Origin of the sequence: Hymenobacter sp. HDW8, from assembly GCF_011305775.1 — a bacterium.
Classification (GTDB): domain Bacteria; phylum Bacteroidota; class Bacteroidia; order Cytophagales; family Hymenobacteraceae; genus Hymenobacter; species Hymenobacter radiodurans.
Genome location: NZ_CP049907.1, coordinates 681485 through 697724 on the forward strand (window position 1 = coordinate 681485; position 16240 = coordinate 697724).

Sequence of the window (16240 nt, forward strand, 5' to 3'; positions counted from 1 at the left end):
GTATTTACGTGACTACTAGTTGGACAAATTCTTCCCCACCAACTCCGCCGCCTTGCCAATAGCTGCTCCCAGCCCAGCCACATTTTTGCCCCCCGCCGTAGCGAAGAACGGCTGACCGCCGCCGCCGCCCTGAATTTCCTTGGCCAACTCGCGCACCAGCGTAGAAGCGTTCAATTTGCCCCCCGCAGCCAGTTCATCGGCCAGCATCACGGCCAGTTGTGGCTTACCGTCGATTTCAGCACCGAGCACCAGCACAAGGTTGGGTACAGCTTGGCGCAGGTTGAACGCCAGCGTTTTGAGACCGTCGGCCGAATTGGCCTGCACTTGGGCAGCTAGGAAGTTTACGCCGTTCAAGGGCTTTACTTGTGCGGCAAGCTGGTCCTTCTGCTGGTTGAGACTTTGCTGTGCAAACTGCTCGATCTGCTTGCGCAGGCCGGCAATTTCTTCGGTTTGCTTCTCAATGCTGGTCAGCAGATGCTGGGGGTTGCCCAGGGCCTCGCGCACCTGCTGAAGCAAGTCGAATTGCTGATTCACGTAGGCTTCGGCGGCCTCAGCCGTTACGGCTTCGATACGGCGCACGCCGGCCCCAACGGCCGATTCGGAAGTTATTTTGAAGAAGCCGATGTCGCCGGTGGTGCGCACGTGGGTGCCACCGCAGAGCTCTACCGAAAAGTCTTTGTCGAAGGTGATGACGCGCACGAAGTCGCCGTATTTCTCACCGAATAAGGCCGTAGCGCCAAGCTCTTTAGCTTCAGCAATAGGCACGTTACGACGCTCATCCAGCGGAATTTGCTGGCGGATACGCTCATTCACCAGCGTTTCTACTTGACGTAACTGGTCGTCAGTTACTTTGGTGAAATGGCTGAAGTCGAAGCGCAGCAGCTTTTCGTTTACCAAAGAGCCTTTCTGCGCCACATGCGTCCCCACTATTTCACGCAGCGCGGCTTGCAGCAAGTGCGTAGCCGTGTGGTTGCGCCGGATTTGGTCGCGGCGGGCGTGGTCGATGCGGCTGATGAAGCTGGCTTCCAGATCTTCGGGCAAATCCAGGACGGTGTGCACGATCAGGTCGTTCTCCTTCTTCGTGTCAATCACTCGCACCTTCGACAAGTCCGACTCCAGGTAGCCCGTGTCGCCAATTTGCCCCCCAGACTCAGCATAGAACGGCGTTTGGTCCAGCACCACCTGATACTCGGTTTTGCCTTTGCGGTCGGTGCGGCGGTAGCGCAGGATGCGGGCCGGCGCTTCCTCTAGGTCGTAGCCGACAAACGCGGGCTGCTCTTCCGATTCAGTTACGATGGTCCAGTCGCTCTGTTCGGCCTCCTGGGCGTTGCGCGAGCGACTTTTCTGCTGTTCCAGTTCTTTTTTGAAGCCTTCTTCATCAACCGTCAGACCTTTCTCGCGGGCAATTAGAGCAGTAAGATCGAGCGGGAAACCAAAGGTATCCGATAGCTCAAATGCGGTGGCGCCGTCGATACGGTTGCCGTTGGCTTTGGCCGTTGCTTCCAAGGCATCCAGGCGGCGCAGGCCGTTTTCTAGCGTTTTCAGGAAGGCAATTTCTTCCTCCTCAATTACGCGCTGTACGAACTGCTGCTGCTGCTTCAGCTCGGGGAAAATGCTGCGCATCTGGTCGGCCAGCACGGGCACCAGCTTATAAAGGAAAGGCTGTTTCTGATTCAGCGATGAGAAAGCGTAGCGCACGGCCCGACGCAGAATGCGGCGAATTACGTAGCCGGCCTTCACATTGCTTGGCAGCTGCCCATCGGCAATAGTGAAGCTGATGGTGCGAATGTGATCGGCAATGACACGAATGGCAATATCCGTTTTCTCGTTTTCGGTGGTGGGTTGGTCGTTCACGGTGGCCGGAGCCGTGCCGTGATATTCCAGACCCACTTCGGAGGCAATAAACTGAATCAGCGGCTGAAAAACATCGGTGTCGTAATTCGACTTTACGCCCGAAACGGCCATCATCAGACGCTCGAAGCCCATGCCCGTATCGACGTGCTGAGCCGGCAGTTTTACCAAACTCTTGTCGGCCAGGCGCTGGAATTCCATGAACACGTTGTTCCAGATTTCGACTACTTGCGGGTGGTCGTTGTTCACCAATTCCCGCCCCGATTTCTGGGTTACTTCGGCCTCGTCGCGCAGGTCGATGTGGATTTCGGTGCAAGGGCCGCAAGGGCCGGTGTCACCCATTTCCCAGAAGTTATCCTTCTTGTTGCCGGGCATAATACGCTCCTCGGCCACGTATTGGCGCCATAGTTCCTGAGTTTCCGTATCGGCGCCGAGACCGTCGCCTTGGTCACCTTCGAAGTAGGTGACGTAGAGGCGGTCTTTCGGCAGCTTATATACTTCCGTGAGCAGCTCCCAGGCCCAGGCAATGGCGTCTTTCTTGAAATAATCGCCAAACGACCAGTTGCCGAGCATCTCAAACATGGTATGGTGGTAGGTGTCGTAGCCTACCTCTTCCAGGTCATTGTGCTTACCCGATACGCGCAGACACTTCTGCGTATCGGCGATGCGCTTGAAGGGGGCAGGCTTGTTGCCCAGGAAATAATCCTTGAACGGGGCCATGCCCGAGTTGATGAACAGCAGCGTCGGGTCGTCTTTTACCACAATAGGCGCTGAGGGCACGATGTGGTGACCTTTGGAAGCGAAAAAATCGAGGAATTGCTGGCGGACGTGGTGGGCCGAAGGAAGTGACATGGCAGGTAGCCCAAGCGGAAGCTCAGGGAATCGTTGAAATCGTGGAACGAAGCTGGCCACGCCGCCGGAAAGTTGGCAGCGGCCAGGATTTTGGCTACTTTTCGCTTTTAAGACGAGATTAGCTTCCGACAAAGTTAGCCGACTTTGATAGTAGCACGAACTTTCCGTTCGCGTTTCGTCGCAGTCGTTGCAAAAAAGCCCTCGCAACTCATCGTTCAACGATACGCGAACCGAAAATTCGCGCTACATCGCGCCCCATTATGCCTTACAAAGAACGCGACATTGAAAAGCAGTACTTCACCATCGGCGAGGTAGCCGCGCAGTTCAACGTAGCGCCCTCGCTTATTCGCTTCTGGGAAACCGAATTTGAAGAATTGCGCCCCCGCAAAAGCAAAAAAGGCAACCGCCTCTACACGCCCCAGGACATAGATATCTTCCGCACCATCTATCACTTGGTGAAGGAGCGCGGCTACACCATCCCCGGCGCACGGGATTTGATGAAGCAAAAAGGCCCCCAGCTTAAGGAGAAAATCGATGTGATTCAGAGCCTGGAAAAAGTGCGTAAATTCATGGTAACCATGAAGAAAGAGCTGGATGCTATCAGCAAGGCGCAGTAATGCTTTAATAACTATCCAACTAAAACGTCATGCAGAGCGGGAGCGAAGCATCTCGCGTGTTTAGTAAGAGTAGTAACTCAACCAAACACGCGAGATGCTTCGCTCCCGCTCTGCATGACCACCTTGTGGAATAAGGAAATGGTGAATCGGTTTTAGTCGTGGCGTACTATTTGACTGGCCGGAAAGCCTAGCTTTCTATCCCCTGTTACTCCGCTTTCTATTTCATGTCCGCCGACGATACGTTACTCTACGAAGTTGCGCTTACCCTTTTCCCTGGTATTGGCCCCCAGCTCACCCGCCAGCTGATGAGCTACGGCGGCTCGGCCAAAAACGTCCTGCATTTGCCCCCCGGCAAGCTCCGTAAGATTCCGGGCGTGGGTAACACGACGGTGGCTACCCTAACCGGCGGGGAGCGGGCCAAAGCCTTACAGCAAGCCGAAACGTCCCTGCGACGGGCCGAAAAAGATGGCGTGCAGTTGCTGTTTTATACTAGCAAACGCTACCCCACCCGCCTCAAGCAAATTCCGGACGCGCCGGCGCTGCTCTACTACCAAGGCACCGCCGACCTCAATCATCCCAAGACCGTAGCCTTAGTGGGCACGCGCAAAGCCACCGACTACGGCCGTGAGCAAACGGAGCGAATCGTGCAGGGATTAGTAACGCACAACCCGCTCGTTGTAAGCGGCCTAGCGTATGGGATCGACATTACAGCTCATCGTGCCGCTTTGCAAGAAGGACTGGAAACCATTGGCGTAATGGCTACGGGCTTGGATATTATTTACCCCGCCGCGCACCGCAAAACGGCCGAGAAAATGCTCACCCAAGGCGGCTTACTCACCGAGTTTCCCTTCGGCACCCCACCCGACCGCTACAATTTCCCGGCCCGCAACCGCATCATTGCTGGCCTTTCCGATGGTACCGTAGTCGTGGAGGCGGCCCGCAAAGGTGGCGCCCTTATCACGGCCGAAATTGCGCTCAGCTATAATCGCGACGTGCTGGCCGTACCCGGTAACCTAGGCACCGATACTTCCGAAGGTTGCAATCATCTGATTAAAAGCAATAAAGCCGCGATGTACGCCGAGCCTCGCGATTTGGAGGAAGTGCTGAATTGGGATGCGGCCCTGCACCAAACCGGCAAAAAACGCCCCCCAGCCGCCTACGACTCGGATGATTTTTCCCCGGAAGAGTTTCAATTAATTCAGGTGTTAGCTTCACAGGAAGAATTGTTGGATAATTTGAGCTGGAAAGCACAGTTGCCCGTTAATCAGGCGGCCAGCTTATTGCTGGGACTGGAATTTCGGGGCGTGGTGAAGGCCCTGCCCGGCAAGCGCTTTTCGCTGGTATAATAACCGGAGCCGGGTGGTGCCACACGGCTCCTCGGCAACCACATTTTCGTATCGCTTACTGTGTCCTACCTCATCTACAACGGCCAGCTGCTTGAGGAAAGCACGTTCTCCTTTCCCTTGCCCAATCGGGGCTTATTTTACAACGACGGCTTTTTTGAAACGCTGATCTGGACTGATGGCGGTGTACGTCTCCTGTCTTTTCACCTAGCCCGGATGCAGGCCGCAGCAGCGGCACTACACCTGACCTTACCGAACGAATTACACACGCTGCAGGGCTTGGGGGGCATTTTTAAGCAATTAACTGCTGCTCAAGGATTGACAGTGGCTCGCCTGCGTCTGCAGATGTGGCGGGCGGGCGCCGGCTTATACACACCGGTTACGACATCCGTCGACTACCTGCTTACGGCTACGGCCTATGAGCCGGCCCCGACTACCGGCGCCCGCGCCGATGTTAGCCAGCAAGTGCGCACCCATATCTCGCCGCTGAGCTTCTGCAAAGGCCCCCATGCCCTTACTTACGTACTGGCCGCCCGCGAACGAGTTGACCGTGGCCTCGACGAAATACTGCTGCTAGACAATGCCGGCTACGTTGCCGAAGCCGGAGCAGCCGCTATCTTCTGGATTAAGAACGATTGCCTTTATACGCCGGCGCTACGCACTGGCTGCGTGGCCGGAGTGCGCCGGGCTCATCTTCTGCGCACCGCGCAGGCGCATGGGTTAGCCATTTCTGAAGGCCTATACTTACCTGAAGAGTTGCTGGATGCCACTTGTGTATTTACCGCCAACGTCGCGACAATACGCCCAATTACTCAAATAGGCGACACTACATTCTCCACCGAGCCGTCTGCGTTATACACCCAGCTTCAGCGTTGGGAAGCCGACTATTTATTCAGCTGAGCAGGATTGCGGCGGCGGAGCTTGCGCCAGCTGTCTTCAAATTCCAGCAAATCGGCCTCGGTTACCTCATTTGCGCGCAGTACGCTCGCGCGGGGACCTTGCCCGGCGTCCAGCGCATACAGTGCTACCCATGCACGGTGCTGGCGCGTGAGCACCGTTTGCTCGGATTCGGTAACGTAAATTGAAAAGTAGTCGCGAAGTATCACGCGGGCAGCTACGAAAAACGAAACGGTTCGGATTTACGCTTTAAACAATTTTGTCGTTATACAAATAATTATATTGAATAATGCCTACCTAGTTTATTAAGCCTTATATTGCTGGTTTTAGCGTATTAAATGCAATAGAGGAAACTCACCATCTAGCTCTTATTGAATAGAGAAGTTTGCGCTCAAATCCTCCTCAGAGGTTTGGGGACCGGGCTCAAAACGCAACATTCGAAACACGCGCTGCGCCTCTTCAGCTAGCGCTTGCAGAGCGGGCGCTGGCACTGGCCCGTCGCGGTACGGATTGGGCGCCGGCGTCAGGGTGACTACAGAAGTCCGGCTCACCCGCCCATTGGGCGCTACTTGCAGCCGGATAACTACCTTGGCTTCGGCCCGCGCCTGGACTGCGGCGGATGGGTAGCGGCTATTTTGGGAGAAGAACACCATCGAGATGCTGTCTTCGGGCAACGACTGCCCTTGGCGCATACGGCTGCCCAAGCCGCGTTTCAGCAGCTTAGATTGGGCCACCCGGGGCTGCTCCGTAGTATCTGGCACCACCGCGGGGGGCTGCGGCTTGGGTGCTCTTTCCTTCTTTTGTATGCGCTCAATAGCAGCGGGAGGCTGGGCGTTCCAGCGGTTGTAGCTGCCCTGCGCACGGGCAGCGGGTGCCGCCATCAGGGCCAGCAGCAAGCCCCCAATGAGCAGCAATAATCCTTGGTGCTTCAGGCTTGCGGGAGTTGCGGCGCTAGGCTTCATAGTACTACCTACTTGTGAGTTAACGGATGCCGGGGGGCAAATTTGTTTTGGCTTGCTATGCTACGTCGGGCCCGGCAAATAAATTCCCGTTGCTAAACGTCAGGTAATCTCCTGTTTGAGGCGAGTCGCCAAGTAAATGGTTGCAAAACACCCCACAGACCAGGCTACGCTTACAAACACAACATCTATCCGCGGGCTGCTTCGTGGCGTACTGCCCAAGCGACTTTTACAACCAGTAATCAGCCAAACGCCCGACCGCCCAACTATACGGCTACGGGCGCCTTGATGGCTGGGTGCGGCTCGTAATTTTCGAGGGTAAAATCCTCATACTGAAAGCCGAATATATCGGTCACCTCTGGGTTCAGACGAAGCTGCGGCAGCGGGCGCGGAGCCCGCGTGAGTTGCAAATGTGCCTGCTCCAAGTGGTTGGAGTACAGATGCGTGTCGCCGCCGGTCCAGATAAATTCACCGGGCTGCAGACCGGTTACCTGGGCCATCATCAGCGTGAGCATGGCGTAGGAGGCAATATTGAAGGGCACGCCCAGAAACACGTCGGCGGAGCGCTGGTAGAGTTGGCAGGAAAGCTTGCCGTCGGCCACGTAAAATTGAAACAGAGCGTGGCAGGGCGTCAGGCGCATCAGCGGCAGGTCGGCTACGTTCCAAGCCGATACCACCATGCGGCGCGAATCGGGCTGCGTACGTAGCAGACGCACCATCTCGGCTATCTGGTCAATGCTCTGGCCGTCGGGGGCCGTCCAGCTGCGCCACTGCTTGCCGTAGATGGGCCCCAGGTCGCCGTTGGCATCGGCCCACTCTCGCCAGATGCTCACGCCCACTTCCTCCAGCGATTTGTTGCTGGTGTCGCCGCGCAGAAACCAGAGCAGCTCGTGGATGATGCTCTTGAGGTGGACTTTTTTGGTGGTAACAAGTGGGAAGCCTTGGGCCAAATCGAACCGCATCTGGTAGCCAAATACCGAAAGCGTGCCGGTGCCGGTGCGGTCAGTTTTGGTAGTGCCGTGGTCGAGAATATGGCGAACGAGGTCGAGGTACTGCTGCATGAGAAGAATAGCGCCCGCCGAAGCTGGCTTGAAAGAGGTGCGGATAGGTCGAGTTGTCAAAAATAGAAAAAGCCGCCCGGTTTGGGGCGGCTTTTTCTATTTCATAATCGCGAATATGCCTTATTAAACTGCAGATGCTTCTTGAGGCTTCGTCTCATACCGTTGAACGGCAACTCGAATGCGAGATGCCAAACCGTATAAATCATCGAGCGAACTAATATCGACGCGCTCCCCTCCTTCTATATCGAAAAGCGTGACGTATTTTTTACTACCGTTAAAATGCAAGCGACAAATTGGCTTCCTGTTATTATCGTCTAACAAAATACCGCAGTAAGATTGTACGTCCCGCATTATCACCCGATTCACAGGTATCGTTTTGCGTAGAATGGCCCGTACAATCATGAAGCCTTCTGCCTCCTCCATTGTGGTATCAATGCCTTTATCGGCAGGCTCAACACCCACTAAATCTGCAGCTGGTGGCAACGGTGCAGCTGGTACTTCTGGCGTCAACAAGCTCTGGCCGCTAGTATCGACCATAGCTGAGCGCAGTCGCATCGTGATTTTATCGTTCAAGAACTGATGAAAAGAACGATGCACTAGCGCCGCGAATTGCTCCTTGAGCTTAGGCGTTAATACACCATCGTACACTTGCTTCGATACAAAGTGAATAAAGTCGTTAGAAGGCTGAGTGAACTGCTCGTCAAAATACTTTTTGAAAGCCCGCATGTACTTGAGATTGTAGGCGGCAAAAAGCATGTCTTCAAGGTTGAACGATGATTTGCTCAGCTTCTTGAGTTCAGCAACATCATTTTCCTGAAAGTTGAACAAATCAAATTCCATGAAGGGGCGCTCATCCATCTTATTGGCCTGCTCTAAATCAGTGAACAGTCGATACGTAATTCCATTCGTGAGCACCGCGATACGTGCTTCTGTAACATGGAAATACCGAAATAGCTGGCTTGCGTGATTGATGCTTAAATCGCCACCAGCATGTTTGCACTCAAATAGAATAATAGGCTTGCCATCGCGCATAATGGCATAATCAATCTTCTCGCCCTTCTTAGTACCTATGTCGCACACAAACTCCGGCACTACTTCCGTGGGATCGAAGACATTGTAACCAAGAGCATTGATAAACGGCATAATGAGCGCGTTTTTCGTTGCTTCCTCGGTTTGAATATGACTGATTTGTTTTTGCGCCCGTGACGCCAGATTAGTAAGTTGATCTATAAGCTCCATACATGAGAGTAAATTGTTATAAAACTCCCTCAATGTAGGTTCTATATATAGTATTACAAGACTGTTTTAGCTAAACACTTTTGTATTTTGCTTGGCTAGGCTTTTGGCCTACCGCTTACTAATCTTATTCATCGAAATAGCGCGTTGCTGGTTGCTCTTAAACCCATCCATCCCATCGGCCCGAAGCGCCAGATGCTTGGTGCTGCGGCCAGCCATGCGCTTGCGCCACATTTTGAATGATGAGAGCTTCATCGTCTTGCGCATTAGGGCAATTACATCTTTCTCCGCTAAGCCAAACTGCGCTTCAATAGCTTCAAAAGGGGTTCGGTCTTCCCAGCCCATTTCGATAATGCGGTCTACGTCGGCGGCGGTGAGGGCTTGGGGGGCTTTTTCTTCGTTTTTCATGTAGAATACTTCGCTCCTTTAGATTCAGGTAGCTAAGCCCTCTAACAACAAAAAAGCCTCGCTTGTGGGCGAGGCTTTTTTGATTTAATCTACTTTCTATAGCGACTTCGTAACTGGCGCGGCGGCCGGAGCTGGGGCAGCTTTTACGGCAGCGGTTTTGGTGTCTTTCTTCATGCAGCAGGCGGCAGTGCCTTTCTCGGGCATGTTGCAGGTTTTGGCGGCGCTTTTCTTGGACTTCTTCTCGTCCTTGCCCTCGTGGGCAGTGGCGGTTCCAACGAAAGCAAACAGGGCGAGGGCCAGCAGGGCGTTTTTCATAATTGGGGAAGAAGCAAAAGTGAGGAAACAAAACCTGGCGGGGCGTGGTTGGCTTGGCTACGCCTTCCACTTCATTGCTCGCCGCTCCGAATGTACGCACAGCGGCTGAAAGCGGCAAGCGAGTCGCTGAGCCGTTTAGACTATTCCCCTCGAATGCCCCTTCGCAAATTAAGTTACCTCACGCTGCTGGTGCTGGCCCTCCTATCGGCCCTGGGGGTGTATTACGTGGCCCAGCTGCGCTTCAATTACAATTTCAACGACTTCTACCCCGCCGGCGACCCCGACCTGGATTACTACGAGCAGTACTCCAAGCGCTTCGGCAACGACAACGACTACGTGCTTATCGGGCTGGAAGCGCCGGCCAACGGGTCCGTGTTCAATGCGCCGTTCCTAGCCCGCGTCGATTCGTTTACGCGCTTTGCCCAGCGCCAGCGCTACGTGGAGCAAGTCACCTCCCCCACTACCCTCACTAACCCTGTGGTGGAAGGCTTGGGCGTGTTCAACATCCCGTATCTACACCTCGATGAGCCCACGCGCCTGCCCGCCGACTCGGCCACTATTTATAAAACACCGGGCCTAGTAGGCAACCTGTTTGCTACCAATGGCAAGGCCGTCACGGTGATGCTCCAGACCGCGCCCGACCTGAAAAAGCCCCCGGTGACTCCCTGATGACCAGCCTGACCACCCGGCTTGCCCAACTGGGCTTCGCAGAAGCCGACTACCACCTGGCGGGCAAGCTGGTGGCGCAGTCGGTTTTTGTAGACCGTTTGCAGCGGGAAATGATTCTGTTCATGAGCCTGTCGGTGCTGCTGGTTACGGGGCTGCTGTGGTTCACGTTTCGGACGTGGTGGGGCGTGGTGCTGCCGCTGGTGGTGGTGCTGGGGGCCATTTTATGGGGATTGGGGCTGATGTCGGCCTGCGGGGTGAGCATCGATTTGATGACGGCTTTGCTGCCGGTTATCATGTTCACGGTGGGCATGTCCGATACTATTCACTTCATCACGCGCTACGTGACGGAGTTGGGTTACGGGGCCACCAAAAACAACGCCCTGCGCACCACCATCCGCGAGTCGGGCTTTGGCTCGGGCCTCTCGGCGCTGACGACAAGCATTGGCTTTTTTACGCTGATGACCAGCTCCATTCGGCCCATTCACAACTTCGGGCTGTTTACGGGCATCTCGGTATTGCTGGCTTTTGTATTGACGTTCACGCTGTTGCCGGCCCTACTGCTGCTCTTGCGCAAGCCGCAGTTGCGCGTACCTCGCGAGCACGGCCACGATTGGGATGGTGTGCTGGGCCACCTGTTTCGCTGGGTGCTGGTGCGGCGGCGGCTGGTATTGTCGCTTGGGGGGCTAATTATTGCCGGCTCTATCGCCTCAGCCATGCAGGTGCGCATCAATTCGGCATTGCTCGATGATTTGTCGGAAGGCGACCCGGTGCGCCAGGATTTCGGTTTTTTTGAGCAAAACTTCGCCGGCGTGCGACCTTTCGAGCTGGATTTGAAGCCAGCAAATGGCGGCACTATCTACGACTTAGCCGTGCTGCGCCAGATCGAGCGCGTCGAAACCTATCTGCGCCAAGACTACGGCTTGAACTTCGTGGCTTCGCCGGTTACCATCGTAAAATCGGTGCGCAAGGCTCTCAATGGCGGCGATGTAGCGGAGTACCGTTTGCCCGAATCAGAAGCGGAGCTGCGGCGCATTGTGGCTAAGGTGAAGCTATTTCGGAAGAAACCGGAGTTCCGTTCCCTGGTGCAGCCCGATGCTAGCGAAGGCCGCCTCACGGGCCGCATGTCGGACATCGGCAGCATTCGCGCCGACGCGGCCAACGCCAAGCTGCGCACTTTTCTGGCCCAGAATATCGACTCCGGCATTCTCCAAACTCGCCTCACCGGCTCGGCCAACCTCATTGACAAAAACAACGAAAACCTCACCCGCGACATGATTGTGGGCATGAGTATCGATATCGTGATGGTCACGCTGATTGTGCTGGCACTTTTCCGCAGCCTGCGCATGACGGCGGTGGTGCTGGTGCCTAATCTGGTGCCCATCATCGTCGTGGCCGGCGTAATGGGCCTGGCCGGGGTAAATATGAAGGTGAGTACCAGCATCATTTTCACCATCGCCTTCGGCATTGCCGTCGACGATACCATTCACTTTATCAGCAAGTTAAAGCTAACGTTACTGAAGGAGCCCAACTTATTTCGGGCCGTGCGCCGCACCTATCTGATGGCCGGTAAAGCAGTAATTGTCACATCCACCATCCTGGTGGGGGCTTTTCTACCTTAATTTTCTCCTCCTTCGACGGCACGTTTTACGTGGGTCTGCTCATTGGCCTGACGCTGCTGTTCGGCGTAGTAGCCGAGCTAACGCTGCTGCCCCTGCTGATTCTGTATTTCTATAAGCATCGGCCCAAGGAGATCCGCCAGCCAGTGCCGGTGCTGGGGGCTAATTTGAGCATTTTACCCGAAGCCCCGAGCCTTACAAACTACACCGCGCAATTCGCCGTTAAAGTGCCGTATGAGGTGTAAGAGGTATTTATTTTCCCTAATCATGTTGCTGGTCGTCGGCGTCGGAGGCGCGCTGGCCCAGGCAGCCGCGAATGACCCGTTGCTGCGCGAGATCCGGGAGCGGGAGCAGCTGATGCGGGCTTACGAGCAAACCAGCGCCCAGCGCAACGGGCTATTTGGGAAAAAGGCTTCCAAAAAAGACCTCAACCAAGTGAATGCCGCCCTGCGGCGCATCATTCGCAAAGACACCGAAATTCTGCAGGCCGTGCGGCAGCGCACGCTGCCCAACTTAGCGCAGGTAGAAGCCGCCCGCGTGAAGGCAGAAACAAAAGCGGACGAGGCCACGAATGACAAATACGCAGCCCTGGAAAACCAGATTGAGGAAATGCAGATCAGAGAGATGGAGCGCGAAAAGCTGGAAGTAGAGCGCGAAACCCGCTTGCTGATAGCCCAGGCCGCGGCCGCCGAAGCCGAGCAGGTGCGCACCCGGCACGAAATGATAGCCATAGGCTTAGCGCTGCTGAGTGCCGGCCTGCTTGGCTATATTCTGTGGCAACGGCGAAGCAAGAGCAAAGACTATCGCCGGCCCGTTCCTATGCAGCACCGCAGCCGACCGCTGGTTGAGTAACAAGAAGCTGTTGTTAATTTGCTGTATGAAACAACGCTTGCTTCCCGCACTTTTCCTGCTGATATCCTTCTTTGCCGCCGCTCAAACTCCTGAATCCGTTACGGTTGCGGAGCCCAGCCCCGTTACCCGCCTGATTCAGGAGCGGGAACTGCTGGTGCGGCAATACGAAGAAGCCAATTCGCGCCGCAACAGTCTTTTCGGGAATCAGCCCTCTAAAAAAGACCTGCAGGAAGTAGTAGAGGCACTCAAAGGCATCATCCGCAAGGACACGGAAATTGTGCAGGCCGTGAAAAATGATGCCCTGCGCCGCACCGCCAATATCGTGGCCGAAAAACAGCAGGCCCAGCAGCAAATCACCGTTGCCAAGACCGATCAGTCGAGCACCCAGCAGCGCTTCTACGACCTAGAAAACCAGATCCAAAACCTGGAGATGCGCGACAAGCAGCGCGAGAAAAAGCTCCTTGATGCGCAAGCCGCCGCCAAAGAAGCCGAGCAGGACCGCACCAGTCGCGAGATGCTGGCCGTAGCGCTAGCGCTGCTGAGTGCCGGCCTTCTCTTCTACATTTTTCGCCTACGGCAACGCATTCCCGCCCGCCGCGCCCGCCGCTAGATTTGCCCCCCAGAAGCCCATATGTTAGTTCCGGCCGCGCAATACCTGACGTACGCCGAAGCCGTGGACCTCTATAATCAGCTCCGGGAGGCTGAAATAGCGGCGCTCGTCAAAACCTGCGGGCCGCCTTCTTTGCCTTTTGGGGAAGGATTGTATTATCAACTTCTGATTGAGGAGGAGGATGCCCCCGCCGCTCACCAGATTGTGGCTGCCTTCGAGCTGCGGCGCGCGGCACCGGCATTCCATCGGTGTTCGCGCTGCGGCTCCCTCCATACTACGCCGGTGCACCGACTGGCGTGGTGGAAATGGCTGTATTATGCGGGCACCACCCTCTACTCGTGCCAACAGTGCGGAAAGGAGTTTGCGGGATAAGATAAATGCTGGCCGGCTCCGAAAAATACCCGAGTATTGTCGGAAGGCCAATCCATTTTGCCTGCTTTATGAAGTTAACCCTGACTTTGCTCTCGCTGCTGCTTGCTATGACGTTGCACGCCCAAACCCACCCTGCCAAAACCACTCTGTTTGATGCTGGCTGGCGATTTCACCGCGGCGGTGCGCAAGGAGCCGAGAAGCCCACGTTCGACGATAAGCAGTGGCGCCCCCTCGACCTGCCCCACGACTGGAGCACCGAAGATATGCCCGGTACTGCCTCGCCCTTCAACCCGGACGCCATCAGTCAGGCCAATGGTGGTTTTACTACTGGTGGCACCGGCTGGTATCGCAAAACCTTTGTGCTGCCTGCCGCTCAGAAAGGGCAACGCATTCAGCTTCAGTTTGATGGCGTGTACATGAACTCCCAGGTGTGGCTGAATGGCAAACTGTTGGGCGCGCACCCCTACGGCTACACCAGCTTTTGGTATGACATCACCGATAAGGTACAATTCGGGACCGATAATGTGGTGGCCGTACAAGTCAGAAACGAGGGCGAAAACAGCCGCTGGTACTCCGGCTCTGGCATTTATCGGCACGTCTGGCTTACGGTGCTGCACCCCGTGCACGTGGAGCCCTGGGGGGCTTTTTTCACTACGCCGAAAATAACCCCGACAGAAGCCCAGGTAAAAGCCCAGACCAAAGTAGCCAATGCGAGCAGTCAGTCGGCCCAAATAAGGCTCGTTACCTACCTGCGCAACCCCCAGGGACGCGAGGTAGCTCGCACTGAATCGAAGCAAACAGTGACTGCCGGTGCCTCGGCTACGCTCGTGCAGACGCTGGTCGTAAAGTCGCCGGAGCGGTGGTCGGTGGAGAAGCCCGCCCTGTATACCGCCTTCACGGAAGTTTACCAGGGTCAGCAGTTGCTCGACCAGGTAGAAACACCTTTCGGGATTCGCTCCATCTCGTTTGATGCGCAACATGGCTTTCGCCTGAATGGCCAAACCGTAAAGCTGAAAGGCGGCTGTATTCACCACGACAACGGCCCGCTGGGCACCCGCGCCTACGACCGGGCCGAGGAGCGCAAAATTGAGCTATTGAAAGCCAGCGGCTACAATGCCATTCGCTGCTCCCACAATCCACCTTCACCCGCCCTGCTTGCCGCCTGCGATCGGCTCGGGATGCTCGTCATCGACGAAGCATTTGATATGTGGCGCCACGGCAAAAATCCTCACGATTACCATCTGTACTTTGATAAGTGGTGGCAACAGGACGTGGCCAGCATGGTACAGCGCGACCGCAACCACCCGTCTATCATTCTGTGGAGTCTTGGCAATGAGATACCGGAACGCGGCACGCCAGAGGGCGTAAAAACTGCCCGCCAGCTGGCCGATTACATTCGCACATTGGATTCGACGCGAGCTATTACCGCCGCCGTCAACGGCCTCGGTCCCGACAAAGACCCCTACTTTGCCGTGCTCGATGTGGCGGGCTATAACTACGCGGCCGGCGGCGACCATCACCAAGCCGATATCTACGCAAAGGACCACGCCCGCCTGCCCAAACGCATTATGTACGGCGCCGAGTCGTATCCGCTGGAAGCTTTCGGGAGTTGGATGGGCGTGCTAGACCACCCGTATGTGGTAGGCGACTTCGTCTGGACCGCCGTGGACTACATCGGCGAGGCCAGCATCGGCTGGCTGGGCTATTGGCAATACCAGCAATTTTACCCCTGGAACCTGGCCTTCTGCGGCGACATCGACATTTGCGGATGGAAGCGCCCGCAGTCGTATTACCGCGACGCGCTGTGGAAAGAAAACCAGGTGTCGCTCTTCGTAAAGCCCCCCACGCCTTCTTTCCCCTTAAATCCGAACCAAAAAGAAGAGTGGAGCAAGTGGGAATGGCACGACGTGGTGGCCGATTGGACCTGGCCGGGTCAGGAAAATAAGCCCCTGACTGTGGAGGTGTATTCATCCTGCGAGCAGGTCGAGCTGTTCCTCAATGGCAAGAGCCTCGGCGTAAAACCCACCACCCGCGCCACCAAGTTTATGGCCACCTGGAGCGTGCCGTATCAGCCCGGCGAGCTAAAAGCCATTGGCCGTACCAGCAACAAAGAGGTCAGCACTGCCACGCTAAAATCGGCTGACAAACCTATTCGGCTTTCCCTCACCCCCGACCGCCAAACGATTAAGGCCAACGGCCAGGACCTTAGCTACATCACCGTAGAGCTTGTCGACAGTAAAGGGGTACGCAACCCGAAGGTCGAAAATGCCTTGAGGTTTGAATTGACTGGCCCTGGCACTATTGTCGGAGTCGGGAACGCCAACCCACGCAGCACCGAGAGCTACCAGCGCCCCCAGCGTAACGCCTGGCAAGGGCGGGCTCTGGTTATTGTTAAATCGAGTGAGCAAGCCGGGAAAATTACGCTGCGGGCTAGTGCAGACGGATTGCCAGTTGCGGAAGTAGCGGTAGTAGCAGAGTAGTTGATGTTTTTTATTTGACTGTCATGCTGAGCTTGCCGAAGCATCTCTGCCGCTTCGTTGAGATTACCATTGCGAGAAAGATGCTTCGGCAAGCTCAGCATG

General features: G+C 55.7%; 17 protein-coding genes. 10 read left to right on the forward strand and 7 right to left on the reverse strand.

Annotated elements, in window-relative coordinates; all coding sequences use genetic code 11:
- Window positions 1-15 precede the first annotated feature (15 nt).
- The gene (gene alaS, locus G7064_RS02915) at window positions 16-2703 is read right to left on the reverse strand and encodes an alanine--tRNA ligase (RefSeq protein WP_166072384.1); all 2688 of its coding nucleotides are present in this window, start codon (window positions 2701-2703) and stop codon (window positions 16-18) included.
- Window positions 2704-2963: 260 nt separating this feature from the next.
- Between alaS and G7064_RS02920 the strand changes: the two genes are divergently transcribed.
- From G7064_RS02920 to G7064_RS02930, 3 genes are all read left to right on the forward strand, one after another.
- Entirely contained in the window at window positions 2964-3320 is a 357-nt protein-coding gene (locus G7064_RS02920; protein WP_133272670.1) for a MerR family transcriptional regulator, read from the forward strand.
- A 224-nt stretch (window positions 3321-3544) separates the two neighbouring features.
- Entirely contained in the window at window positions 3545-4666 is a 1122-nt protein-coding gene (gene dprA, locus G7064_RS02925; protein WP_166072385.1) for a DNA-processing protein DprA, read from the forward strand.
- A 60-nt stretch (window positions 4667-4726) separates the two neighbouring features.
- Window positions 4727-5563 carry an aminotransferase class IV gene (locus G7064_RS02930; protein ID WP_166072386.1) on the forward strand — a complete coding sequence of 279 codons (837 nt, stop codon included), beginning with the start codon at window positions 4727-4729 and terminating at the stop codon, window positions 5561-5563.
- Here the strand turns inward: G7064_RS02930 and G7064_RS02935 are convergent.
- The 6 genes from G7064_RS02935 to G7064_RS02960 form a co-directional block, all read right to left on the reverse strand.
- Window positions 5548-5769: a hypothetical protein gene (locus G7064_RS02935; RefSeq protein WP_166072387.1), complete on the reverse strand. Its 222-nt coding sequence runs from the start codon at window positions 5767-5769 to the stop codon at window positions 5548-5550. The genes G7064_RS02930 and G7064_RS02935 overlap by 16 nt on opposite strands.
- 159 nt (window positions 5770-5928) lie before the next feature.
- The gene (locus G7064_RS02940; protein WP_166072388.1) at window positions 5929-6522 is read right to left on the reverse strand and encodes a hypothetical protein; all 594 of its coding nucleotides are present in this window, start codon (window positions 6520-6522) and stop codon (window positions 5929-5931) included.
- Between the two features lie 263 nt (window positions 6523-6785).
- Window positions 6786-7580 carry a thymidylate synthase gene (locus G7064_RS02945; protein ID WP_166075019.1) on the reverse strand — a complete coding sequence of 265 codons (795 nt, stop codon included), beginning with the start codon at window positions 7578-7580 and terminating at the stop codon, window positions 6786-6788.
- Window positions 7581-7703: 123 nt separating this feature from the next.
- Entirely contained in the window at window positions 7704-8819 is a 1116-nt protein-coding gene (locus G7064_RS02950) for a type I restriction endonuclease (RefSeq protein WP_166072389.1), read from the reverse strand.
- A gap of 108 nt (window positions 8820-8927) precedes the next feature.
- Complete coding sequence (locus G7064_RS02955) at window positions 8928-9224, reverse strand: TIGR03643 family protein (RefSeq protein ID WP_166072390.1); 297 nt, start codon at window positions 9222-9224, stop codon at window positions 8928-8930.
- Window positions 9225-9320: 96 nt separating this feature from the next.
- Complete coding sequence (locus tag G7064_RS02960) at window positions 9321-9539, reverse strand: hypothetical protein (RefSeq protein ID WP_166072391.1); 219 nt, start codon at window positions 9537-9539, stop codon at window positions 9321-9323.
- Between the two features lie 153 nt (window positions 9540-9692).
- Here G7064_RS02960 and G7064_RS22135 point away from each other — a divergent pair, with 153 nt between their 5' ends.
- From G7064_RS22135 to G7064_RS02985, 7 genes are all read left to right on the forward strand, one after another.
- A complete protein-coding gene (locus tag G7064_RS22135; protein ID WP_240935690.1) occupies window positions 9693-10208 on the forward strand; it encodes a hypothetical protein in 516 nt (171 codons plus the stop codon).
- Entirely contained in the window at window positions 10208-11827 is a 1620-nt protein-coding gene (locus G7064_RS02965; protein WP_240935692.1) for an efflux RND transporter permease subunit, read from the forward strand. Before G7064_RS22135 ends, G7064_RS02965 begins: the two co-directional genes overlap by 1 nt.
- Before the next feature lie 29 nt (window positions 11828-11856).
- A complete protein-coding gene (locus G7064_RS22140) occupies window positions 11857-12069 on the forward strand; it encodes a hypothetical protein (protein WP_240935694.1) in 213 nt (70 codons plus the stop codon).
- Window positions 12070-12091: 22 nt separating this feature from the next.
- Window positions 12092-12676, forward strand: coding sequence for a hypothetical protein (locus G7064_RS02970; protein ID WP_166072392.1), 585 nt, complete (start codon window positions 12092-12094; stop codon window positions 12674-12676).
- Between the two features lie 25 nt (window positions 12677-12701).
- Entirely contained in the window at window positions 12702-13286 is a 585-nt protein-coding gene (locus G7064_RS02975) for a hypothetical protein (RefSeq protein WP_166072393.1), read from the forward strand.
- 21 nt (window positions 13287-13307) lie between these two features.
- Window positions 13308-13658: a hypothetical protein gene (locus tag G7064_RS02980; protein ID WP_166072394.1), complete on the forward strand. Its 351-nt coding sequence runs from the start codon at window positions 13308-13310 to the stop codon at window positions 13656-13658.
- 68 nt (window positions 13659-13726) lie between these two features.
- On the forward strand, window positions 13727-16138 hold the full coding sequence (locus G7064_RS02985; RefSeq protein WP_166072395.1) for a glycoside hydrolase family 2 TIM barrel-domain containing protein: 2412 nt from the start codon (window positions 13727-13729) through the stop codon (window positions 16136-16138).
- The last annotated feature ends 102 nt before the right edge of the window (window positions 16139-16240 follow it).